This window comes from Rhizobium indigoferae (assembly GCF_034554815.1).
Lineage (GTDB): Bacteria > Pseudomonadota > Alphaproteobacteria > Rhizobiales > Rhizobiaceae > Rhizobium > Rhizobium leguminosarum.
In genome coordinates, this window is sequence record NZ_CP140635.1 from 4,352,694 (window position 1) to 4,375,990 (window position 23,297).

At 61.3% G+C, this 23,297-nt stretch carries 14 protein-coding genes; 2 read left to right on the forward strand and 12 right to left on the reverse strand.

What is annotated here, in order from left to right:
- Window positions 1-107: 107 nt before the first annotated feature.
- From U5G49_RS21445 to U5G49_RS21455, 3 genes are all read right to left on the reverse strand, one after another.
- Window positions 108-680 carry an NADPH-dependent FMN reductase gene (locus U5G49_RS21445; RefSeq protein ID WP_130653291.1) on the reverse strand — a complete coding sequence of 191 codons (573 nt, stop codon included), beginning with the start codon at window positions 678-680 and terminating at the stop codon, window positions 108-110.
- 197 nt (window positions 681-877) lie between these two features.
- Window positions 878-4,342 (reverse strand): pyruvate carboxylase, encoded by a 3,465-nt coding sequence (pyc, locus tag U5G49_RS21450; RefSeq protein ID WP_193444559.1) that lies wholly within the window; start codon window positions 4,340-4,342, stop codon window positions 878-880.
- A gap of 216 nt (window positions 4,343-4,558) precedes the next feature.
- Window positions 4,559-5,314, reverse strand: a complete 756-nt coding sequence (locus tag U5G49_RS21455) for a helix-turn-helix transcriptional regulator (RefSeq protein WP_018244077.1) — start codon at window positions 5,312-5,314, stop codon at window positions 4,559-4,561.
- Window positions 5,315-5,634: 320 nt separating this feature from the next.
- Here U5G49_RS21455 and U5G49_RS21460 point away from each other — a divergent pair, with 320 nt between their 5' ends.
- Window positions 5,635-7,398 (forward strand): glucan ABC transporter ATP-binding protein/ permease, encoded by a 1,764-nt coding sequence (locus U5G49_RS21460; RefSeq protein ID WP_026188556.1) that lies wholly within the window; start codon window positions 5,635-5,637, stop codon window positions 7,396-7,398.
- A gap of 228 nt (window positions 7,399-7,626) precedes the next feature.
- On the opposite strand, the gene U5G49_RS37150 is transcribed toward U5G49_RS21460, so the two are convergent.
- The gene (locus U5G49_RS37150) at window positions 7,627-7,821 is read right to left on the reverse strand and encodes a helix-turn-helix domain-containing protein (protein WP_193444558.1); all 195 of its coding nucleotides are present in this window, start codon (window positions 7,819-7,821) and stop codon (window positions 7,627-7,629) included.
- A 419-nt stretch (window positions 7,822-8,240) separates the two neighbouring features.
- Between U5G49_RS37150 and U5G49_RS21465 the strand changes: the two genes are divergently transcribed.
- Window positions 8,241-8,594 (forward strand): VOC family protein, encoded by a 354-nt coding sequence (locus U5G49_RS21465; protein ID WP_193444557.1) that lies wholly within the window; start codon window positions 8,241-8,243, stop codon window positions 8,592-8,594.
- Window positions 8,595-8,643: 49 nt separating this feature from the next.
- Here U5G49_RS21465 and U5G49_RS21470 read toward each other — a convergent pair whose 3' ends face one another.
- The 8 genes from U5G49_RS21470 to U5G49_RS21505 form a co-directional block, all read right to left on the reverse strand.
- The gene (locus U5G49_RS21470) at window positions 8,644-9,882 is read right to left on the reverse strand and encodes an OpgC family protein (RefSeq protein WP_193444556.1); all 1,239 of its coding nucleotides are present in this window, start codon (window positions 9,880-9,882) and stop codon (window positions 8,644-8,646) included.
- A gap of 100 nt (window positions 9,883-9,982) precedes the next feature.
- Complete coding sequence (locus tag U5G49_RS21475; RefSeq protein ID WP_193444555.1) at window positions 9,983-18,502, reverse strand: GH36-type glycosyl hydrolase domain-containing protein; 8,520 nt, start codon at window positions 18,500-18,502, stop codon at window positions 9,983-9,985.
- A gap of 567 nt (window positions 18,503-19,069) precedes the next feature.
- Window positions 19,070-19,234, reverse strand: coding sequence for a hypothetical protein (locus U5G49_RS21480; RefSeq protein WP_018244083.1), 165 nt, complete (start codon window positions 19,232-19,234; stop codon window positions 19,070-19,072).
- A gap of 127 nt (window positions 19,235-19,361) precedes the next feature.
- Window positions 19,362-19,550: a hypothetical protein gene (locus U5G49_RS21485; protein WP_018244084.1), complete on the reverse strand. Its 189-nt coding sequence runs from the start codon at window positions 19,548-19,550 to the stop codon at window positions 19,362-19,364.
- 162 nt (window positions 19,551-19,712) lie between these two features.
- Window positions 19,713-20,462 (reverse strand): ABC transporter ATP-binding protein, encoded by a 750-nt coding sequence (locus U5G49_RS21490; protein ID WP_193444554.1) that lies wholly within the window; start codon window positions 20,460-20,462, stop codon window positions 19,713-19,715.
- Complete coding sequence (locus tag U5G49_RS21495) at window positions 20,459-21,292, reverse strand: ABC transporter ATP-binding protein (RefSeq protein WP_193444553.1); 834 nt, start codon at window positions 21,290-21,292, stop codon at window positions 20,459-20,461. The genes U5G49_RS21490 and U5G49_RS21495 overlap by 4 nt, the downstream gene beginning before the upstream one ends.
- On the reverse strand, window positions 21,289-22,224 hold the full coding sequence (locus U5G49_RS21500; RefSeq protein ID WP_193444552.1) for an ABC transporter permease: 936 nt from the start codon (window positions 22,222-22,224) through the stop codon (window positions 21,289-21,291). Before U5G49_RS21500 ends, U5G49_RS21495 begins: the two co-directional genes overlap by 4 nt.
- Entirely contained in the window at window positions 22,221-23,288 is a 1,068-nt protein-coding gene (locus U5G49_RS21505; protein ID WP_018244088.1) for an ABC transporter permease, read from the reverse strand. Before U5G49_RS21505 ends, U5G49_RS21500 begins: the two co-directional genes overlap by 4 nt.
- Window positions 23,289-23,297 lie beyond the last annotated feature (9 nt).

A 23,297-nucleotide genomic window follows, 5' to 3' on the forward strand; every position in this document is an offset into this window, starting at 1 on the left:
TCTATTTCTTTGATTTAGATCCGGATTCAGATTTTAGGCCAACCTGGCCTAAAATCATCCGGATCTAATGCCGGGATGCGAACATCCCGGCATTGGTGGAACTCCAATCAGGAGGCCGTGACGACCGAGCGCGCCGCCTTCAGCGCATTGCCCCACCAGGTGAGCTGGTCGAGCTGGTTCTTCGCCGCTTCGTTGAGATGCGCGTAGTCGCTGAGGCTCTTGCCTTCCTTGAGGACGCCGAGATATTCGCCAAGCGCGATATGCACGCCCGTTTTCACCGACGCCGCACCCATTTCCACGAAGATCAGGCGAAGATGCTCGACCGCACGTGCGCCGCCGACGCCGCCGTAACCGACGAAACCGACCGGCTTCTGGATGAACTCGCCGAGGTCGATGGCGTTCTTCAGAACCGCCGTCGGAGCGTGATTGTACTCGGCAGCGGTGAAAATGAAGCCGTCGAATTCACGCAGCTTCTTTTTCCAGCGCTCTGCCGTTTCGCTTTCAGCGGTCGTCGCACGCTGCTCACCGAAAAAATGCATGGGGTAGTCGAGCAGGTCGAGAACCTCGACCTCGATGTCCTGGCGCTCGGCGGCGATAGCTGCAATCCACTTGGCCGGATGCTCGGCAAAACGGCCAATACGCGTGCTGCCGACGATGACGGCAATCTTCAATTTGCTCATGGAGATGATTTCCTGATGGGTCTTAGGGGCAGGTGGTAAGAGTGCAAGTCTATGAGAAAGCCTCCGCGCCGGGCAAGGCGCGAAGGCTGCGGACATTCGAAAAATCAACTTTTTGACAGGCCGATCGTACACAATCGAGTGAATGGAGCCGGCTCGCAAAGTCGGCTGATGGGCGTCTTTGCGAGGACGGCAGCCATTCAACCTGCGTAAACGACGAGCAGGTCCTTGGCGTCGATCTGGTCGCCGGCCCGCACCAGCACCTCGGAAATGGTGCCGTCCTTTTCCGCATGCAGCGCCGTTTCCATCTTCATCGCCTCGATCGAGACGAGCACGTCGCCGGCATTGACGGCCTGGCCGGGTGAGACGAAGACACGGCTGATGACACCCGGCATCGGCGCGCCGACATGAACGGCATTGCCCGGCTCGGCCTTGCGGCGGACGGCCGCACCCGTCGCCCCATGCGCCCGGTCCGGCACCTTGATACGGCGCGGCTGGCCGTTGAGCTCGAAGAAGATGGTCACCATGCCCTGGCTGTCGGTGGCGCTCATCGCCTGATTGACGATGACGAGCGTTTTGCCGCGCTCGATATCGGCAAACAGTTCCTCGCCGTCCTTGAGACCGTAGAAATAGGCGGGTGTCGGCAGCACCGAGACCGGGCCGTAGGTATCGGAGGCGAGCGCGAAGTCGGTGAAGACCTTCGGATACATCAGGTAAGAAGCGAATTCGAAGTCGCTGATCTCGCGCTCGAGCTTCGTCTCGATGACTTTACGCTCCGCATCGAGATCGGCCTCCTTGAGCAGCGAGCCGGGACGCACGGTATAGGGCTTGTCGCCCTTCAGCGCCTTCTTCTGCAGCGCCTCGGGCCATCCTGAAGGCGGCTGACCGAGATCGCCCTTCAGCATCGAGACCACCGATTCCGGGAAGGAGACTTCCTTCTCGGGGCTGACGACGTCGGCAACCGTCAGGTCCTGGGACACCATCATCAGCGCCATGTCGCCGACGACCTTGGAAGACGGTGTCACCTTGACGATATCGCCGAACATCTGGTTGGCGTCGGCATAGGCCTGCGCCACCTGATGCCAGCGGGTTTCGAGGCCGAGCGAGCGGGCCTGTTCCTTGAGGTTGGTGAACTGGCCACCCGGCATTTCGTGCAGATAGACTTCGGATGCTGGTCCCTTCAGATCGCTTTCGAAGGCGGCGTATTGGTTACGCGCCGCTTCCCAATAGAAGGAGATACGGCGGATCCATTCCGGATCGAGGCCCGGATCACGCTCCGTACCGCGCAACGCCTCGACGATCGAACCGAGACAGGGCTGCGAGGTATTGCCGGAAAGCGCATCCATGGCTGCATCGACGGCATCGACGCCGGCATCGACAGCGGCAAGAACGGTTGCGGCTGCAATACCCGATGTATCATGCGTGTGGAAATGGATCGGCAGGCTGGTCGCCTCGCGCAGTGCCTTGAACAGAACCTTCGCAGCCGCAGGCTTGAGGAGACCTGCCATATCCTTGAGCGCAATGATATGCGCGCCCGCCTTCTCGAGCTCGACCGCAAGATCGGTATAGTATTTCAGATCGTATTTCGGACGGGCCGAGTTCAGGATATCGCCGGTATAGCAGATCGCCGCCTCGCAGAGCTTGTTCTCCTCGGCAATGGCATCCATCGAGACGCGCATGTTCTCGACCCAATTCAGACAATCGAACACGCGGAAGAGATCGATACCGCCCCTGGCCGCCTGGCGGACGAAATATTTGACGACATTGTCGGGATAATTGGTGTAGCCGACGCCGTTGGCGCCGCGCAACAGCATCTGCAGCAGAAGGTTCGGCGCGCCCTCGCGGATCAGCGCCAGGCGCTCCCACGGGTCCTCGGTCAGAAAGCGCATCGAGACGTCGAAGGTCGCTCCGCCCCAGCATTCGAGCGACAAAAGCCCTGGCAGCGCATGTGCATAGGTGCCGGCGATGCGGGCGATGTCATAGGTGCGCATGCGGGTGGCGAGCAGCGACTGGTGGCCGTCGCGCATCGTCGTGTCGGTCAAAAGCACGCGCTTCTCGTTGCGCATCCATTCGCCGAATTTCTTCGGGCCGAGCGTGTCGAGGAGCTGCTTCGTGCCATCCTTGACCGTATTGCCGTTGGCGTAGGGAACCACCGGCTCGGCAGCATTTTCCAACGGCTTCGGCCTGTCCTTGGCCTCGGGATGGCCATTGACGGTGACGTCGGCGAGATAGGTCAGGAGCTTCGTGGCGCGATCCTGGCGCTTCACCTGCTGGAAGAGCTCCGGCGTCGTGTCGATGAAGCGTGTCGTGTAGCTGTTATCCCGGAATTTCGGATGGCCGATGATCGCTTCGAGGAAGGTCAGGTTGGTGGCCACGCCGCGAATACGGAATTCGCGCAACGCACGATCCATGCGGGCGATGGCTTCGGACGGATTGGGCGCCCATGCCGTGACCTTGACGAGAAGGGGATCATAAAAACGGGTGATGATGGCGCCCGAATAGGAGGTGCCGCCATCGAGGCGGATGCCGAAACCGGATGCTGAGCGATAGGCGGTGATGCGGCCGTAATCCGGAATGAAATTATGCTCCGGATCCTCCGTCGTGATGCGGCACTGCAGCGCATGGCCGTTGAGGCGGATATCCTCCTGGAGCGGCACGCCGGATTCCGCCGTGCCGATCGCAAAGCCGTCGAGGATGTGGATCTGCGCCTTGACGATGTCGATGCCGGTGACGACTTCGGTCACGGTATGCTCGACCTGGATGCGCGGATTAACTTCGATGAAATAGAATTTCCCGGTATCGGCATCCATCAGATACTCGACGGTACCGGCGCCGATATAATTGGTCGCGGCGGCGATCTTCAACGAATAGGCGGCGAGTTCCTGGCGCTGCGCCTCCGAGAGATAGGGTGCCGGCGCGCGCTCGACGACTTTCTGGTTGCGGCGCTGGATCGAGCAGTCACGCTCGAAGAGATGCACGACATTGCCGTGCGTATCGCCGAGAACCTGGCTTTCGACATGGCGGGCGCGCTCGACGAGCTTTTCCAGATAGACCTCGTCCTTGCCGAAGGCGGCCATCGCCTCGCGTTTGGCTTCCGTGACCTCGCGGGCAAGATCCTTTGGATCGCGGATCGCGCGCATGCCGCGCCCGCCGCCACCCCAGGAAGCCTTCAGCATGACGGGGTAGCCGATTTCTTCCGCCATCTTCGCCACTTCGGCCATGTCCTCCGGCAGGGGCCCGGTGGCCGGGACTACAGGGACGCCGACCGAAATCGCCAGGTTGCGCGCCGCGACCTTGTTGCCGAGCTGGCGCATCGTATCGGCCTTCGGGCCAATGAAGATGATGCCGGCCTTGTTGCAGGCATCGACAAATTCGGGGCTTTCCGACAGCAGGCCGTAGCCGGGATGGATGGCATCGGCGCCGGAGAGTTTCGCGACGCGGATCACCTCCTCGATCGACAGATAACTCTCGATCGGACCCATGTCCTTGGAAAGATGCGGGCCGCGACCGACCTGGTAGCTCTCGTCCGCCTTGAACCGGTGCAGCGCCAGCTTGTCCTCTTCCGCCCAGATCGCCACGGTTTTTATTCCAAGCTCGTTGGCCGCGCGGAACACGCGAATGGCAATTTCGGAGCGATTGGCAACGAGAATCTTGGAAATGGGCAAAACGGTCTCCTCAGACGTTCAGGCGCGGGCAATGCTGCACCCGCGAAGAAAATTCTTAACTTCTTGTTACAGAAAGTTCAATTTCTCTTGCGACTGCGAAATGCAATTTCTCGCCATGCTGAGCAACTCAAGGAAAAGTGCGAAGCGGTTTTCCGTCTGGAGTTGCGCAAAAATAAAAATCAGAGCAATTCCGCTTCGATGAGAAGCGGAATTGCTCTAACTTATCAGGCCGTGGCGGAAGGCAAGCGCCACCGCCTGCTGCCTGTTTTTCGCCTTCAGTTTATCCTGCAGACCGTTCATATACCAATCGACCGTGTGGTTTGAGATCTTCAGCATCTTGCTGATCTCCATCGAAGTCATGCCTTCGGCGAGATAATGCAGGATTTCCATCTCGCGCCGCGTCAGCGGCGTGTCGGCCGGCAGGACGGTTTCCAGCGCCGGCGCCTCGCCTTTCAGATCGAGCAACCGCCAGAAGGCCTTGCGCGCCACCGCCTCCAACAATGCGATCTCCACCGGCGACAACTCGATCGGCTTGCCGGCGAGACTGAGGCTGGCGAGAGTACCGTTGCGTCCGTGGATCGGAAAGATGTAGCCGTCCTCCAGTCCGTGGCCGAAGGCATCGACCATCATCTGCTCCATGCGGCGCTGATGCGCATCCTTGTGGAAGGCCGCCATCGCCTCCCGCCAGCGGAAAGGCCGCTGCGCGTGGCCGAGATAGCGCACCATCGGATCGATCAGAGCATATTTTTTCGCGGCATATATCCGCGGCCAATGCTCCGGCCAGCGGCCGGCCAGCGCCGCAGCCCAGGACTCTGGATTCTGCTGCACCGGGTTCTGCGGCAAATGACGCAGCAGGCCGTAATATTCGAAACCGCAACCGTGGAGGATCTGCTCCAGCTCGGTGACGACAGCTTCAGGATTTGAGCATTCTTCCAGAATTACAAGCAATTGAATTAACGAATTAATATTCACAAAAATGCCCCTTGCCCGGACCTGTTGCCCGCATGAGGCCGTCGGCGGCTGGTCAAACTGGTCGCGAAACGGTCTTCTTTAATAAATGCAGTCGGTAATTTAATGCTGTGCTAAACATTTAATAAAATGCAAGCGCAAATTGTTGCGAGATATGGCCAGGCGGCAATTTCGGCGTCATGGCCACTCGTCGCATCCTGCGATAATACGATCGCGGCAATCATCACATCGATCGAACCCTGACTACTCCGTTAATCGCCCGTTCAGGTAGGCTTTTGTAGCATCGCATCATCCCGTTTTCGCAGATGCACAAGAGGTTCGACGTGACGCTATTCAAGGTCTATGCAAGAGCTCTGCGCTATCTTGGCGCCTACAAGCTGCGCGTATCCCTGGTCGTTGTCGCAAACATTGTTCTTGCGACGATCACCATCGCGGAGCCGATCCTGTTCGGTCGCATTATCGATGCGATTTCGGGCAAGGGTGAGGTCAAGCCCATCCTCTTCATGTGGGCGACTTTCGCCGTCTTCAACACCATTGCCTTCGTCCTGGTGGCCCGCGAGGCCGACAGACTGGCCCATGGCCGGCGAGCGACGCTGTTGACGGAAGCCTTCGGCCGCATCATTTCCATGCCGCTCGGCTGGCACCATCAGCGCGGCACCTCCAACGCGCTGCATACATTGCTGCGCGCCTGCGAGACGCTGTTCGGCCTCTGGCTGGAATTCATGCGCAACCATCTGTCGACGGTCATCGCGCTTGCCCTTCTGATACCGACCGCAATGTCGATGGACCTGCGCCTTTCCGCCGTACTCATGGTGCTCGCCATCGCCTACTGGCTGATCGGCCGCGTCGTCATGAGCCGCACCAAGGACGGCCAGGCTTCGGTCGAGAACCATTATCACACCGTCTTCTCGCATGTCAGCGACTCGATCAGCAACGTTTCTGTCCTGCACAGCTACAACCGCATCGAGGCCGAAACCAGGGCGCTGAAATCCTTCGCCGACCGTCTGCTCGAAGCGCAGTATCCGGTGCTCGACTGGTGGGCGATCGCCAGCGCACTGAACCGCATGGCGTCGACCATCGCGATGATGGTGGTCCTGATCATCGGCACCATGCTCGTCCAGGCCGGCCAGCTGCGCGTCGGCGACGTCATCGCCTTTATCGGCTTCGCCAACCTGTTGATCGGCCGCCTCGACCTGATGCGCCAGTTCGCTACGCAGATTTTCGAGGCCCGTTCCAAGCTCGAGGAATTCTATGCGCTGGAAGACTCGGTGCGTGAACGTGAAGAGCCGGCCGGCAACGGCGAAATCAAGGACGTCAGGGGTGCGATCGAATTCCGCGACGTCTCCTTCGGCTTCGGCAACAGCTCGCAGGGCCTGCATAACGTCTCCTTCTCGGTGAAGGCAGGCCAGACGGTCGCGATCGTCGGCCCGACCGGCGCCGGCAAGACGACGCTCGTCAACCTGCTGCAGCGTGTCTATGATGCCCAGGGCGGCAAGATCCTCGTCGACGGCACCGATATCACCAAGGTGACCCGTAAGTCGCTGCGTCGCCACATCGCCACCGTCTTCCAGGATGCGGGCCTGCTGAACCGTTCGATCAGCGACAATATCCGCCTTGGTCGCGAAGGCGCCAGCGAAGAGGAAATGCGCCGTGCGGCCGAAGCCGCCGCCGCCGCCGACTTCATCGAGACCCGTGAGGAGCGCTACGATACGCATGTCGGTGAACGCGGCAACAAGCTCTCCGGCGGCGAGCGCCAGCGTATCGCGATTGCTCGCGCCATTCTGAAGGACGCGCCAATCCTGGTGCTCGACGAGGCGACCTCGGCGCTCGACGTCGAAACCGAAGCCCGCGTCAAGGCGGCAATCGACAACCTGCGCCAGAACCGCACCACCTTCATCATCGCCCACCGCCTGTCGACGGTCCGCGAAGCCGATATGGTGCTCTTCCTAGATGACGGCCGTGTCGTCGAACAGGGCAGCTTCGACGAACTCAGCCACAGCAACGGCCGCTTCGCCGCCCTGCTGCGCGCCAGCGGCATCCTGACGGACGAAGAAGTCCGCAAGGCCCATGCCACCGAAGCCGCCTGATCGGTTCGGGTTTCAAGATAAAGGCCGGAAGGGTAGCTCCTTCCGGCCTTTTTGTTTGCTCTGAGACCTGGCAGGCTTTCCTGGTCAGATTGAAGCATTCTGTTGGCCCAAAGGAGTTCAATGATCGAGCGGCCGACGCCCGTCGTCGCCGACGGCGGCAAAGGTCCAGAGATCCTGCGGCCGGCGGGCGATCTTGCGAGCCCCCAGGCCGGATGCTCGTCCCGGATATCAAGCAACCGCATGTTCGAGATCGGCTCCCGTGCGCCATGGGCTGGCATGCGGCCGGCGGGAGCAGTCCTCCACCGGCTCGCCCGCCCGCAAGCGCCGCAGCCAGACGTAGCCGGTCTGTCGGCTGATGTAGTGGCGCTGGCAAAGCTCAGATACGTTCTCCCCCTCAAGCTCTGCCAGCCGGCAGAATTCCAAATATTCGTCCGCAATCGACCTCGGCCGCTAGAGCCTTTCCTGGTCAGATTGAAGCATTCTGTTGGCTCAAACGGAGTCGGATGCTCGACCGGCCGGCGCGCATCGTAGCCTGGCTCTACGGCCAAGCCGGCCGGTGGGCGAGCATCTTTCCACCAGGGCAGAGGCGATCGGCTCGGGCGGAATGCTTCAATCTGACGAGGCTCTAAACCATGCCGACCTCCCGAGAAATCATCACGGAAGTGTCAGGCATGTCTCCGAACATCTGTCAGTATTGCATCAAGGCCGTGGGGGAGATGCCCGGCATGGCCGAGGGGTATCCGACGCCGCAACGTCTCCGCGGGACTTGGACGATTGATCCCCTCGCCGATCTTTCCTAGTCTCTAACCTCCGCCAGTCGAAGAGCAACGGGGAGCGAAGCCATGAAGGTCCTGCGCATCGTCGCCAATATTCAGGCACCGGATATCACTCTGGCCCGGCGCTTCTATCAGGATATCCTCGGTCTCGACGTCATGATGGATCACGGCTGGATCACGACGTTCGGCACCCCGCGCTCGATGAACGTTCAGCTCAGCATCGCCAGCGAAGGCGGTTCCGGAACGGAGGTGCCCGCCCTCTCGATCGAGGTCGACGACCTCGATGCTGCTTTCGCGGCAATGTCGGCCTCAGGCTTCCCGATCGAGTACGGCCCGGCCGACGAGCCTTGGGGCGTCAGGCGCTTCTATGTGCGCGATCCCTTCGGCAAGCTGGTGAATATCCTCGTTCATAAAAATTGAGCCGGCGGCCATCGGCCGCCGGCTCCTTCATGTCGGGCAAATCCGAGCTCTATTTCCGATCGTTGTGGCGATAGACATTTGCCGTTCTGCCAATGCGGACAGGAACAGGGATGGTGGCGGTATCGGCGACAAGTTTCCCCTTGAGCCTGCCCTGCTGGCGCTTGCGTTCGAGATAATAGGCATAGGCGAATTGTGTCGCGACCCCAGCGATCACGAAGAGCGGACCGATCAGTTGGTCCTTGTTGGTGATGTAGAGCACCACCTGACCGATCATGGCGAGGATCGTGCCGGCGACGAAGATGTTCAGCGAGTGGCGGCCGAGGATCGTCAGCGGATGGTCCGCAGGACGGCGCAGGATACGCGACAGTGCCGGGATGCTGATAACGAGATAGGTCAGCGCCAGCACATGCAGCAGCCGCGGCAGCGACAGGAAGGTCTTGTCGAAACCGGTGATGACAGGCGGCAGGCCAAGTGCTGCCAGCGAGTTGCCGAAAATCCAGAGATGGCCGGTCACCCAGATGAAGGACAGCATGACGTAACCGGCAGCAACCGTCAGCAGCAGCGGATGCTGCGGGATCGTGCCGCCGCGCTTGATATGCAGCATCGACACGATGCCGATCGTAAACAGGAACTGCCAGGAGAGCGGATTGAGGAACCAATAGCCCTCGATCAGCATGTTGTGCGGCGCCACTTCGTAGATGCCCGCAAGCAGCCAGACCGTGCCCGAGACACCGAGCGCCAGCCAAGGGCTTCGCGCATTCAAGAGCAGGATGACCGGCACCATCAGCATCAGCGCCCCGTACATCGGCAGGATATTATTGTAGCCGATCTGGTGGCCGAGCAGCAGCAGCGCTGGAATGCCTTCCTTCAGGTTCATCAAAACCGCCAGGATATTGATCTCGACCAGCAACCCCGGCCTATGAAACAGCCACGCACCGCAGAGAAAGAGCGCCAGCGTCATGAAGGTGGTGATCATATGGGCGAGATAGAGCGTGAAGGCGCGCTTTGCCGACTTGATCGCCACCGTGAGCCGGTTGCCCGGCTGGAAGCGGCCCCCATAGGCAAGGCCGACGGCAATGCCGGAGATCAGCACGAAGGCCTCGGCGGCATCGGAGAAACCGAAATTCTTCGTCGTCACATATTCGAAAATCTGTCCGGGAACATGATTGATGAAGATCATGATCAGGGCCACGCCACGCAAGACGTCGAGCCTCGTGTCACGCACTGACGCAGCTGCGGATAGGGAACTGCGCCCCGTGACGATGGCTTGGGTCGGCGTGCTTGCCATTGGTCTCTCCTTATTATCCGATTTGCAAACGCGACGACGGCCAAAAGGGTTCCCTTTTGGCCGTCGCGAATCGCCGTCTTTTTCAGCGTGGAGAACGCTGTTATCCGAGCGGATATCCCTCTTCGGGATCGGTGACTTCGCAGCCGTTGATTGACAGAGTGTAGCCGCTGTCATTGGACGCTTTTGAGACCGAAATGCGGTATTTGCCGCCGCCTTGCTCCACCTCTGCCGCAAAACCGTCCCATTCCGAAGGGAGCGACGGGCGCACGTAAATCCGGCCGTCTTTCAGCCGGATACCGAGGATGCCCTCGACGGCGGCGCGATAGAGCCAGCCGGCTGACCCGGTATACCAAGTCCAGCCGCCGCGCGACGTATAAGGCTCGTTTCCGTAGACGTCGGCCGCAACGACATAGGGTTCGACGCGGTATTGCTCCGCTGAAGCCTTGTCGAGCGCATGGGTGATCGGGTTGAGGATCTGGAAGCAGCGGAAGGCATCGTCGCCCCGCTTCAGCTCCGCCAGCGCCATCACGACCCAGGTCGCGGCATGGGTATATTGCCCGCCGTTTTCGCGCACGCCCGGCGGATAGGCCTTGATATAGCCGGGATCCCTGGCGGAATTGACGAAAGGCGGCGTGAACAGCCGGATGATGCGGGCATCCTCGTCGACCAGCTGATCGAGCACCGCATCCATCGCCGTGACGGCGCGGGCCGGATCGCCCTCGCCCGACAGCACGCTCCAGGACTGCGCGATCGAATCGATCCGGCATTCGGGGCTTTCCCTGGAGCCGAGCAGCGCACCGTCGTCGAACGTGCCGCGGCGATAGTAGCCGCCATCCCAGGCCGCAGTTTCCAGCGCCTTCTTCAGCTCGGTGAGATGCGCCGACCAGCGCTCTGCACGGGCCGTGTCGCCGCGCTCTTCGGCATAGGGAATGAAGGAGCGCAATGCCCCCGCCAGGAACCAGCCGAGCCAGACGCTGGTGCCGCGCCCGCCGACGCCGACGCGGTTCATGCCGTCGTTCCAGTCGCCGCCAAGGAACAGCGGCAGGCCGTTGGCCCCCTTGCGAGCGATGGCGAGATCGAGTGCCAGCGCCGCGTGTTCGTAGACGCTCGCCTTGTTCTCGGAGATCTCCGGCTTGTAGAACGAGTCGTGCTGGCCTTCGAGCAGTGCCGGCCCTTCCAGGAAGGCGATCTCCTCGTCGAGCACGTTTTTGTCGCCGGTGACGCTGCAATAGTGGTGGATCGCGTAAGCGAGCCAGACGACGTCGTCGGAGATCAGCGTACGCACGCCCGCACCCGTTCCCGGCAGCCACCAATGCTGTACATCGCCTTCGCGGAATTGCCGCGAAGCGGCATTCAGGATCTGGCGGCGGGCAAGCGAGGGTTCGTGCAGCACGAAGGCCAGCGTGTCCTGCAGCTGGTCGCGGAAGCCGAAGGCGCCGCTTGCCTGGTAGAAGGCGGTGCGGGCCATGATGCGGCAGCCGAGGCTCTGATAGGGCAGCCAGGTGTTGACGAGATTGTTCATCCCGCGATCTGGAGTCGATATCTGCAGCCTGCCGGTGAAATCCCGCCAGAAGGCGCGGTTTGCCTCGACGGTCTCGTCGAACGAAACCTTGCGGATATTGGCGATGACAGTGCGCGCTTCTTCTTCCGTCGGCGTATCGCCGAGGAAGAATGTGAAGTCGCGCTCTTCGCCGGCGCCGAGCTCGATGTCGATTGCAAGCGCCGCGGCCGGATCACCATCGAGTTCCGTCGCGCCGGAAAGAGCGGCGGCGGAAGTGACGGCCTGCGGTGCCTGGATCGTCCCCGCCTTGCCGATGAATTCGCGCCGGCTTGCCGAGAAACTCGAAAGTGTCTCGCTCGCCGCGAAGAAGGCGGTGCGGTTGGAAAAATCGATGCTGTAGGGATTGGTGGCAAACAGCGCCCCCGTCTCCTCATCATGGCTCGACAGGATGAAAGGCACCGTGCGTCCCGGATTGCTGCCGAGAATCCATTCGACATAACCGTAGAGACGCAGCTTGCGGCCAGTCGAACCGGTGTTGCGCAGGCGCAGGCGTTGCAGTTTCACCGGCTTTTCGCGGTCGATCGTCTGCGTCAGCTCAAGCGCGATATCGTGCTGAACGCTGGAGAAGACGGAATAACCGAGCCCGTGGCGGGCTTCGAAACGGATGTCCGGCCGGCGGGAAAGTGCTGCGAACGGCGTCATGACGGCACCGCTGTCCAGATCGGTGAGATAGAATGCCTCGCCCGAACGGTTGACCACCGCATCGTTCGACCAGGAGGTCAGCTGATAGTCGCGCGAATTGACGCTCCAGGTGAAACCCGAGCCCTCGGCCGACACATGGAAGCCGAAGCTGTCGTTGGAAATGACATTGATCCAGGGCTGCGGCGTCGCATGACCTCCAGGCAGCCGAACGACATATTCGCGTCCGTCGCGGGCAAAGCCGCCGATGCCGTTCCAGAAGTCGAGATCGCCTTCCTCCTCGATGATGACGGCGGGCACGACAGGTGGCGGCACCGGCGCAACACGCTTGACGGGGGCCTTGTTGCGCTCGACCCGTTCCATTTCCTGCAGTTCCTCCTTGGAGGGTGCAAACAGCGCGACGGCGCGGTTGATCTGGTCGACCACCTTGCCGTTCTTGGTGTGTAGCGTGACGCGGGAAGCCGCGATCAGCGCATGATAAGTGGCTTCTTCCATCAGGTCCTTGCGAACCGCAAAGATATGCTGGCGCAACCCGTCGGCCTGGCCCATGCGGCGCACGTTTTCGCACATGGCGTCGAGCGCATGCTGCATGTCCTGCGCATAGGACGAAGCGCGTTCGTTCATGATGACGAGATCGGCGGTGACGCCGCGCGAGCGCATATATTCCTGCGCCAGCAGCGCCTCGCGGGCGATGTCGAGGTCCATGTCATCGTTGATGCGCAGCGTGAAGATCGGGAAGTCGCCGGAGATCGCCAGCGGCCAGAGCGCCGATTGCGACTGCAGGCCGGCCTCGACGGTCGCCTCGTCCTTGCGCAGTTGCATGTCGGGATAGACGAGGTAGCGTCCGAGATGCTGGAAGGCGGCCGCCTGCTGGGAGGTGACGCCGACATGGCGCATCTGCACCTGCGTGCGTGTCCAGGCTTGGACGAGCTCGTGGGTGAAGGCATCGGGATGACGGTAGCGATTGACCGCCTTGTCGACTTCCTCGCGGCTTGGCGCCGCAATCGTCCAGAAGATCACGCTGACTTTCTTGCCGGCCGGTACGCGGACGGTGCGACGCAGCGACATGACGGCATCGAGCATGAAGCCATCGCTGCCGGAAAGCGTGGCACCCGGATCGAAGGCCGCCGCATCGGCAAGGCTGCGGCCACGGCCGATGAACTTGCGCCGGTCGGTCTCGAATTCGGTATGGCGGGTGTCGCCGGCATTGTCGACGATCAGATGTGCGATGCTGATATTCGGCTCGTTCGGGTCGCGCTTGTTGCGTTCGGCGCGGATGACGTCGCCGCGCTTGCCGATCTCTGTCTTGACGAACATGCGGGCGAATGCCGGATGTGCATTGTCGGTATCGTCGGAGGTGATCACCGGTTCGAGATAGGAGGTGACCTCGATGAAACGGTCTTCCGTGCCCATGTTGAGCAGCGTGACGCGACGGGCCTCGGCATCATGCTCGGTGGCGACGATGCATTCCACCTCGCTTGTGAGGTCGCCGACCATCTTGGTGAACTGCGCCTTCTCGTCGGCGAATTCGACCTTGATCTTTTCGCCTTCGACGCCCTTCGGCTCTGATGTCGCCGACCACCATTCGTTGGTGGCGGTATCGCGCAGGAAGATGAAGCTGCCCCAGCGGTCTTCAGTCGGATCAGGCTTCCAGCGGGAAACGGAAAGATTGTTCCAGCGGGAATAACCCGCGCCCGTCGCCGTCAGCATCACCGAATAATGACCGTTCGACAGGAAGACGAGTTCGCGGTCACGCGAAGCCGGATCGTTGATCTTCCGGAGCTCCGGCCGCAGGAGATCGTCCTGGATGCTGGCCGGTGTGTCGGATTCATGCTTGCCGCTCATGACAGGAATATCGCGCGGCGCCTTTTCCTGCAGCAGCAACTCCGCCGCCTCGATGACGGGATCGGCGTGGAAGAGCTCGCGCAGATGACCGTTGAAGGCGACGTTGGCGACCGCCGCAATCGACATGCCGTGATGATGTGCATAATAATTGTAGACCACCGCACATTTCTTGCCTTCCGGCACGCGCGTCGGCGTGAAGTCGACGGCGTCGTGGAAGCCGAACTTGCCGAGTGCGCCGAGCTTGCGCAGCTTTTGCAGGTTTTCCAGCGCGGCCGGCGGATCGTATTGGCTGGCGAGCAGCGAGGCATAGGGCGCGATGACGGCATTATGGCCGAGGCCGCGCTTCAGACCGAGCGTGGGCACGCCGAAATTCGTGTACTGATAATTGAGGTTATGGTCGCGGGCATTGAAGGCCGCTTCCGAAATGCCCCAGGGAATACCGAGCTTGCGGGCGTAATTCATCTGCTCGACGACGACCAGATTGTTGGTCTGGTTGAGAATACCCCCGCCGCGCTCCTGCATGACGAGCGGCGGCATCAGATATTCGAACATCGAGCCGGACCAGGAAACCAGCGCACCGCGCGACCCCACAGGCACGACCTGGCGGCCGAGGCGGTACCAGTGTTCCGTCGGCAGGTCGCCCTTGGCGATGCCGAAAAGGCTGGTCAGGCGGCATTCCGAGGCGAGAAGGTCATAACAGGCCTGGTCGAGTTCACCGCTTTCGACGCGATAGCCGATCGACAGCAGACGCCGCTCCGGCCGGAACAGGAAGCCGAAATCCATCGAGAAGGCGAGATCGCGCGCCTTGTCGCGCAGCGCCACCAGGCGCGGCCTCAGCGCATCGACTTTGGAAAGGTCGAAGGTGCTGTCGGAAATATGCGCCTCGCAAACCTTCACCAGGGATGCCGCCCATTGGGTGACCTCTTCACTCTGCTTCGACTTGACCTCATGGTCGAGATTGGCAGCGAGCTTCTCGATGTCGCGCGCGAGAACCGCAAGGTTGATGATGCGGATCGAGGCGAATTCGTGCTCGCGTTTGACGGCGGCAAGCGCGTTCTGGAAGCCGACGATGCGCTCCTCCAGGCGCCGGCGCAGCGGGCGCACGGTCTTGCGGTCATCGGGCAGGTCCGCCAGCACTTCGCGGAGAATGCCGGCCGTGTCGCCGACGCCGTCGAGATTGCCCTGCATATGGGCGGACGGCGCCTCTGCCCAGTTGCGGCAGGCCGACGAAATGGCGATCAGATGGCCGGCGAGATTACCGCTGTCGACGGCCGAGACGTAACGGGGCCCCAGCGTCTGCAGCGTGTCAGTGTGATACCAGTTGAACAGATGGCCGCGGAATTTCTCCATTCTGTCGATCGTCGCGATCGTCTGCTCCAGCCGTTCGAGCGTCTCCTCGAAGGAGAACCAGCCGAAATGCCGGCCGGAAACAACGGAAAGCAGATAGACGCCGATATTGGTCGGCGAGGTGCGCGCCGCGACAATCACATGCGGCGTTTCCTGGATATTGTCCGGCGGCAGATAGTTCTGCTCGGCCGTCGTGAAGGTCTCGAAATAACGCCAGGTGCGCCGGGCGATCTTGCGCAGCTCGCTCGACACGGAATCGGCGACCTCGAGCCGGTCCTCGGTCTCCGCCGACTGGCTGACATACCAGGCGACGACAGGCGACAGTATCCACAGCAGCGCGAAGGGAATGCCGACAAGGAAGGCGTTGTCGCCGGGAAGGGCTGCGAAACCGAGCGCCAGCAGCGCCAATGCCGGTGCATGCCACATCGCCTTGTAATAGGAGATCAACGTGCCCTGGCCGCCGGCCTGAACGCTGGCAGCGGTCCGCCACTGCAGCATCAGCTTGCGGCTGACGAACAGGCGATAGAGCGAACGGCCGATCGCATCCGCCATCATGCAAGCCGAATCGGCGATGAAGACGATGCGCAGCGCAACCTGCGCGTTGGCGGCCGTGATATCGGACCAGACCGTATAGAGATGGGCGCGGGCGATGATATCGCTGGTGCGCGGGATGATGCCGTTGATGAGCGACAGCGTCGGCGCGACGAAGAGGCAGAAGATCAGCAGAATCTGCCAGATGAGCGCGCCGAGCGGCCCCATGAAATACCAGCCGAGCACGGAGGCGAAGAACCAGGCGATCGGCGTCAGCGAGCGGCGCAGATTGTCGAACATCTTCCAACGGCCGAGTGCCGTGACGCCGTATTTCGGATTGAACATGTAGGGGAGAAGCTGCCAGTCGCCGCGTGCCCAGCGATGCTGCCGCGAGGTTTCCACCTCGTAGCGGATCGGGAAATCCTCCACCAGTTCGAGATCGGTGACGAGCGCGCAACGCGCCATCGAGCCCTCGAGAAGATCGTGGCTGAGCACGGAGTTCTCGTCGATCCGGCCCTTCAACGACGCTTCGAAGGCATCGACATGGTAAAGGCCCTTGCCGGTGAAGGTGCCTTCGCCGGCGAGATCCTGATAGACGTCGGAAACGGTGAAGACATAAGGATCGAGGCCACGGTTGATGGAAAAGACGCGCTGGAAGACCGACGCGTCCTTGCCTGTCGTCAGCGACGGCGTGACCCGCGGCTGCAAGACGCCATAGCCGCTTTCGACGCGGCCGGTTTTCGGATTGATGACCGGGCGGTTGATCGGATGATAGAGCTTGCCGACGAGCTTGGTGACGGCATCGCGCATCAGGCGCGTATCGGCATCGAGCGTCATGACATATTGCACGTTGGCCGGCACGGTATTGGCGCCCGGCAGATAGGTCGTGTCGCGGTCGCCGCGCAGCAGCATGTTCAGCTCATGCAGCTTGCCGCGCTTGCGCTCCCAGCCCATCCAGACGCCTTCCGCGGGATTGTAGAGGCGGCGGCGATGCAACAGATAGAAACGCGTCTTGCCGTCATAGGCATAGCGGGCGGAGAGATTGGCGATCTCGCGCCTGGCATAATCGAGAACCTCGAGATCGGCAGGCGTTTCTTCGACCTCGCTGTCCGGCCAGTCGCTGAGCATCGCGAAATAGATCTCGCCGCGCGGATTGGCGAGATAATGAACCTCGAGATTGCGCACGTGATCGTCGACGCTGTCACGGTTCGAGATCAGGCAGGGCACGACGAGCAGCGTGCGCGCATCTTCCGGAATGCCTTCCTTGAACTCGTAGCCGACGAGGCGTGCCGGCGTCACGAAGAAGGATAGCAAGGTGTTGAAGAGACCTGTCGCCCCCTCCGACGCCGGCACTGAGAACATGATCAGCAGCAGGGCGATTTCAAACGCACCCATGCCGGCATTCGCCATGAATTTGCCGACGATCGCCATGGCGATGATGGTCAGCAGCATGACGGGCACGGCAATCGCCAGCCAGTTGAACCGGCGCACGGCGCGCACGAAATGCTGGATGACCGTCGGGCGATAGTTCGCGCGTGCTTCGAGCTTCGGCCGCTGCGCGCCGGACAGGAAGCCGCCGACATTCGGTTCGTGCGGCTGCGGCTCGTCGGAGGCCTTGGCGGCGTCAGTCATGTCGAGCGCCAGCTGGGCGATTTCCATTTCCGTCAGCGGCGAGCGCTTGGCCAGCTTCTCGATCTGTTTGCGATATTTGTTGCGCGAGCCGGAATCGAGGATGCCGTAATCCGAATGCTCCCAGAGCAGCTTGTCGACATGGCTGACCTGCTCGACCCAGACCGACCATTCGGCGTCATCGATCTCGCGAAGGCTGCGGATGATGTTGCCCATCGTCACGTTGCCGGAAGAAAGTCGGCTGTGTTCGGCCGTCGTCGTCTCTTCGGTGTTGCGGCCGAGCTCTTCCAGCCGCGCGTCGAGCCAAGTGATCGCCAGGCTCGACGTCTGCGAGCCGTCGCGCAGGCGATAGAGGAACTGCGTCGAGAAGGTATTGTCCTCGGCAAGCGATTCCAGCGTCTTCAGATAGGCGGTCGCCCCGGCTGGATCCGTTAGGCGCACCAATTCATCGGCCGCCTCGTTGGCGCGGCGGCGCAGGCGGCGGCTAGCTTCGACACGGCTCGAAATGCGGCGAAGGTTTTCCACGAGCACATAGCGCACGAGGGAGGGCAACGCCCAGAGTTCGCCGATCCTGAGCGTCTCGCTGGCCTGGAAGCCATCGACCAGCGCCGTCAGGCTTTCCTGCGAGATCGTGCTATGGGTATGAGCGACATAGAGCCAGGCAAGCACGAGGGTGCGCGGCACCTCGACGCCACCGACGACCATGGTCGGCAATTCGCGATAGAAGCGGCGAGGGAAGTCGCGTCGCACCTCCTGGATCGCCTCTTCGACGATATAATGATTGTCCAGCAGCCATTCTGCCGCCGGCGTGATCGTCTCGCCGGCTTCGACGTCGGTCGCCGTGGTCCGGTAGACACGCAGAATTTCCTTCTCGTTTTCCTTATGGCGGGCGAAGAAATCGAACGGAGCGAAAGCCGGCAGCTTGTCGACGCCGTTGCGGGCGACCGCATCGCCCATCGCCTTGATGTCCTCGATGGAAAGATAGGTCGAGCGGATCGAATCGTTATGATCGATCTGCTTCGTCTCGGGTTCGCGCGAAAGGCTCGGAGAAAGATTGGAAATAGACATGGGTTCGGTTCTGGATCCAAACGAAGTTATGGCTGTTTGCTCAGCCTTTTGCACTGCTTATCATGACTGCTACATGAACGGAGCCCTAATCTTCAAAGATCGATGAAGTGGGGGTGAACGACACTTGGCAAGCGATGCAAACGGGCTAAGCCCTGGTTCAGGACGCGGCCCGACGGGATCGAGACCATCGATACCTTCTCCGCGAAAGCCATGTCGAAAATTTGGACACTATCGGGATAATTCAAGTCAAGAGACGTTCGCCGCTTGCCCGCCGAGCTTGTCTGGGCGGTGGGAATGACGAAGATGCCGGCCCCTGGTCCCGGCGATCAACAGCTTCGATTTCAGAAAAAGAAGAGAAGACGATCGCCAGATCCTACGCCTGACAGCGATTTGGGCGAGCTTGCACCCCGCGCATGAGCAAGTTCGCCGCGGCGCGCTTTGGACGGCGTGAAAAGAATAGAAGAATGATGACGAGTGGGAAAGCCGAGACAAATTAATGTTCGGAATTCAATAAGGGCGGAAACCGCCGCAGCGCCGGCACCTGCCGACGCTTAATCATCCACCGGATTACCCGACGACGCCGCAAACCATGGCCACGACGAACAGGAACGCCGCGGTGAAGATCGCTCCATGAAGCACCGTCTGAAGCCTGTGGCGCGTGGTGAGCGGCTTCTTGGTCGGTACGGAACCATACTGGTTCACGTGAGCATGCGAAATACCCAGATCTGCCATATGTCGCCTCCGTTGTTCTCGTGCGGCCGGTTGTGCGGCTCGCGCTTATATTCTTATTTTCTCTATCAAGTAGGTAGAGATAAAATTCCGTCTAGAGCGAACGGAAGAGAATATTCAACCAGCCCTTTTAGCAGAGCGTGCGCCATGCCCAGATCAACGAGCGCTCGACGGCACTCTCCTTCTCAGGCGGGTTGGAGGAAGCCTCGATCAGCCGGCGGTCCTTTTCCGCGGGAAGGGATACCGAAATCTGTTCCCGGCGATCGGTTTTCACCGGAGGATCGAGGTAGCCCATGGTCATCCCACCGAGAAAGAACATGCTTCAACCTCCATCGATCACGAAAGCTAACAAACGTTAACGGGATCATGACAGAAGCAAGGCAGCTGTCAATAGTCTAGTTGAATGGTCGTCTTTTAGGAAAACATTATCCTTAACAGCGCCGCCGATCTTTTCTTTTCAAAGATTTGAAAAGATTGGCCTTCAGGCTTTGACGAAACCCTTGCTCGCGATCATCAAATTTCTCGTATAGTCCTCGTGAACCGCACCCGCCGCCAGTTCCTGCGAGCTCAACCGCTCGACGACGACGCCGTTGCGCATCACGGCGAGCCGTTCACACATATGGGTGACGACACCGAGATCATGGCTCACCATCACGAAGGTGAGCTTGCGGTCGCGTCGGATCTGCTCCAGCAGGTTCAGCACCTCCGCCTGCACCGAGGCGTCGAGTGCCGATGTCGGCTCGTCGAGCAGCAGGATCGCCGGTTCCACGATCAGCGCCCGGGCGATCGCCACACGCTGGCGCTGGCCGCCAGAAAGCTGGTGCGGGTAGCGGAAACGGAAACCATTGCCGAGGCCGACCTCGTCGAGCGCCCGGGCGATGCGCTTCTCGCTGTCGGCGATGCCGTGGATTGCAAGCGGTTCGAGCAGAAGCCGGTCGATGGTCTGGCGCGGATGCAGCGAACCATAAGGATCCTGGAAGACCATTTGCACGCGCCGGTAGAAGACTTTGCTGCGCTTCGACCCTTTCAACACTTCGTCGTCGATGTGGATCGCGCCGCTGCTTACCGGCGCAAGCCCGGCAACGGCCCGCAGTAAGGTCGATTTTCCCGAGCCGGACTCACCGACGAGGCCAAAGGATTCGCCGCGTTCGACGGCGATGCTGACATCCTTCAGCGCATGAAAATGGTCGTAGACGACGCTGAGATTGTCGACTTGAAGAGCTGCGCTCATGCCGCCCACTCCGGCTTGCGGTCGAGCACCGGCAGCGGATGGCGGTTTGCACCGATCTCGGGCATGCAATTCAGCAGTCCTTGCGTATAGGGATGCTGCGCATGTTTGAGATCGGCCGCCGCCAGTTCCTCGACGATCTTTCCGGCATACATGACGATGACGCGGTCGCAGAAGGAAGAGACCAGCCTCAGATCGTGGGAGACGAAGATCAGCCCCATGCCGCGCTCGGACACCAGCTTGTCCATGATCCTCAGCACGTCGAGTTGCACCGTCACGTCGAGCGCCGAGGTCGGCTCGTCGGCAATCAGCAGTTCAGGTCCGGCAATGAGCATCATGGCGATCATTGCCCGCTGCCCCATGCCGCCCGAAACTTCGTGCGGATGCAGGTCGAAGACACGCTTCGGGTCGCGGATCTGCACCGCTTCCAGCATGGCGAGCGCGCGCTCGCGCGCCTCCGCCTTGCCGACCTTCTCATGTGTGCGCAGTGTCTCGCAGATCTGCCGTCCGATGGACATGACGGGATCGAGCGAATATTTCGGATCCTGCAGGATGATGGCGATGCGCTTGCCCCGCAGCCTGCGCCTTTCGCCGGCAGACGCATTGATCAGATCGATGCCGTTGAAATTAAGCCTGTCGGCCGTGACGATGCCGTGTTTCGGCGTCAGGCCCATGATCGCCCGTCCGGTCTGCGACTTGCCGGAACCGGATTCGCCGACGATGCCGAGCCTTTCCTTGCCGAGCGTGAAGGAGACGCCGCGCACGGCCTCAATCACGCCCGTGCGCGTGGGGTAGCTGACCTTGAGCTTGTCCACCGTCAGAAGTGTCGTCATTGGCCGCTCTCCTTCGGATCGAGCGCGTCGCGCAGGCCGTCGCCGAGGAGATTGAAGCCGAGGCTGACGATGAGGATGGCGATGCCGGGCATCGCCGCGACCCACCATTGATCGAGGATGAAGCGCCGGCCCGAGGCGATCATCGCACCCCACTCCGGCAATGGTGGCTGCGCGCCCAAGCCGAGGAAACCGAGACCGGCCGCCGTCAGGATGATGCCCGCCATGTCGAGCGTCACGCGCACGATCAGCGAGGAAATGCAGAGCGGCATGATATGGCGCACGACAATGCGAAGCGGCGAGGCACCCATCAGCTTCACCGCCGAAATATAGTCGGAACGCCGGACCGCCAGCGTCTCGGCACGGGCGATGCGCGCATAGGGCGGCCAGGAGGTGATGGCGATGGCGATGATCGCGTTCTGGATGCCGGGACCGAGAGCGGCGACGAAGGCGAGCGCCAGCACCAGCTTCGGAAAGGCAAGGAAGATATCGGTGATGCGCATCAGCGTCGCATCCACCCAGCCTCCGGCATAACCGGAGACGGTGCCGACGATCAACCCGATCGGCGCCGAGATGATGGCGACGAGCGCGACGACAAGGAGCGTCAATCGCGATCCGTAGATCAGCCGGGAATAAATATCACGACCCTGGTCATCCGAACCGAGCCAGAATTCCCCCGTGCCGGGCGGCAGCAGGCGGGCATTGCGCAGATCGCCGACCACCGGATTATGCGTGGCGAGCACATCGGCGAAGGCGGCGATGAAAAGCAGCGCCACGATGATCAGCAGACCAACGACGGCGAGCCTGTTTGCCGTAAACTGCCGCCAGGTGACATAGGTGCGGCCGAGGCGGGCCTGCAGGCGCGATTGCGGCCGGTCGGAGAGCAGCCATTCGCGGCGGCTCATCGCAGGAGATGGGCTGGCATTGGCCGTCATCGGTTTCGCGTCCTCGGGTCGAGCGTCCGGTAGAGAAGATCGGACAGAAGGTTGATACCGATGAAGACCGTACCGATGACGATCGTGCCGCCGAGCACGGCGTTCATGTCGGCATTCTGCAGCGAATTGGTGATGTAGAGCCCGATGCCTGGCCAGGAAAAGACGGTCTCGGTCAGCACCGATCCCTCGAGCAGGCCGGCATAGGAAAGCGCAATGACGGTAACGAGCGGCACGGCGGCATTGCGCAGCGCATGGCCCCAGATCACCCGCGTTTCCGAAAGCCCCTTGGCACGTACGGCGACGATATATTCCTGGGAAAGCTCGTTCAGCATGAAGCTGCGCGTCATCCGGCTGATATAGGCAAGCGAGAAGTAGCCGAGCAGGGATGCGGGCAGGATGATGTGGCGGAACACATCGTAGAACACATCCCACTGCCCCTGCCAGGCACTGTCCAGAAGGTAGAAGCCGGTGATCGGCGTGAACGTATATTCGAAGACGATGTCGATGCGGCCGGGAAAGGCCACCCAGCGCAATTGCGCATAGAAGATCACAAGCGAGATCAGCGCCAGCCAGAAGATCGGCACCGAATAACCGATCAAGCCGATGACCCGCACCACCTGGTCGACGATGCTGCCGCGGCGCACCGCGGCGAGAACCCCGAGCGGCACGCCGACGAAAGCGCCGATCAGCGTTCCGAGCGTCGCGAGCTCCACTGTCGCCGGAAATGCACGGCGAATATCGACCATCACCGGATTGGTCGTCAGGACCGAATTGCCGAAATCGCCGGACAGGATGCCTTTGATATAGATGAAGAACTGCTGGTAGAGCGGCAGGTTGAAGCCCATCTCCTGGCGCACGCGCTCGACGACATGGTTGGGCGCGCGATCGCCAAGGATGGCGAGCACGGGATCGATCGGCACGACGCGGCCGATGAAGAAGGTGACGGCCAGCAGGCCGAGATAGGTGGTGACGGCGGCAAACAAAAACCGCCCTAACGCCTTTGCAAAGGCGCCGGCACGGCCCTTTCGGGGCCGCGCCTCCTGCGTTGTTTCGACGGTGCTCAAGTCACTCAA

Coding starts and splice junctions, on each gene's coding strand:
- U5G49_RS21495 (WP_193444553.1), bottom strand. CDS start 21,292: ATGACGACACTTCTGACGGTGGACAAGCTCAAGGTCAGCTACCCCACG.
- U5G49_RS21445 (WP_130653291.1), bottom strand. CDS start 680: ATGAGCAAATTGAAGATTGCCGTCATCGTCGGCAGCACGCGTATTGGC.
- U5G49_RS21490 (WP_193444554.1), bottom strand. CDS start 20,462: ATGAGCGCAGCTCTTCAAGTCGACAATCTCAGCGTCGTCTACGACCAT.
- U5G49_RS21485 (WP_018244084.1), bottom strand. CDS start 19,550: ATGTTCTTTCTCGGTGGGATGACCATGGGCTACCTCGATCCTCCGGTG.
- U5G49_RS21470 (WP_193444556.1), bottom strand. CDS start 9,882: ATGGCAAGCACGCCGACCCAAGCCATCGTCACGGGGCGCAGTTCCCTA.
- U5G49_RS21465 (WP_193444557.1), top strand. CDS start 8,241: ATGAAGGTCCTGCGCATCGTCGCCAATATTCAGGCACCGGATATCACT.
- U5G49_RS21480 (WP_018244083.1), bottom strand. CDS start 19,234: ATGGCAGATCTGGGTATTTCGCATGCTCACGTGAACCAGTATGGTTCC.
- U5G49_RS21500 (WP_193444552.1), bottom strand. CDS start 22,224: ATGACGGCCAATGCCAGCCCATCTCCTGCGATGAGCCGCCGCGAATGG.
- U5G49_RS21475 (WP_193444555.1), bottom strand. CDS start 18,502: ATGTCTATTTCCAATCTTTCTCCGAGCCTTTCGCGCGAACCCGAGACG.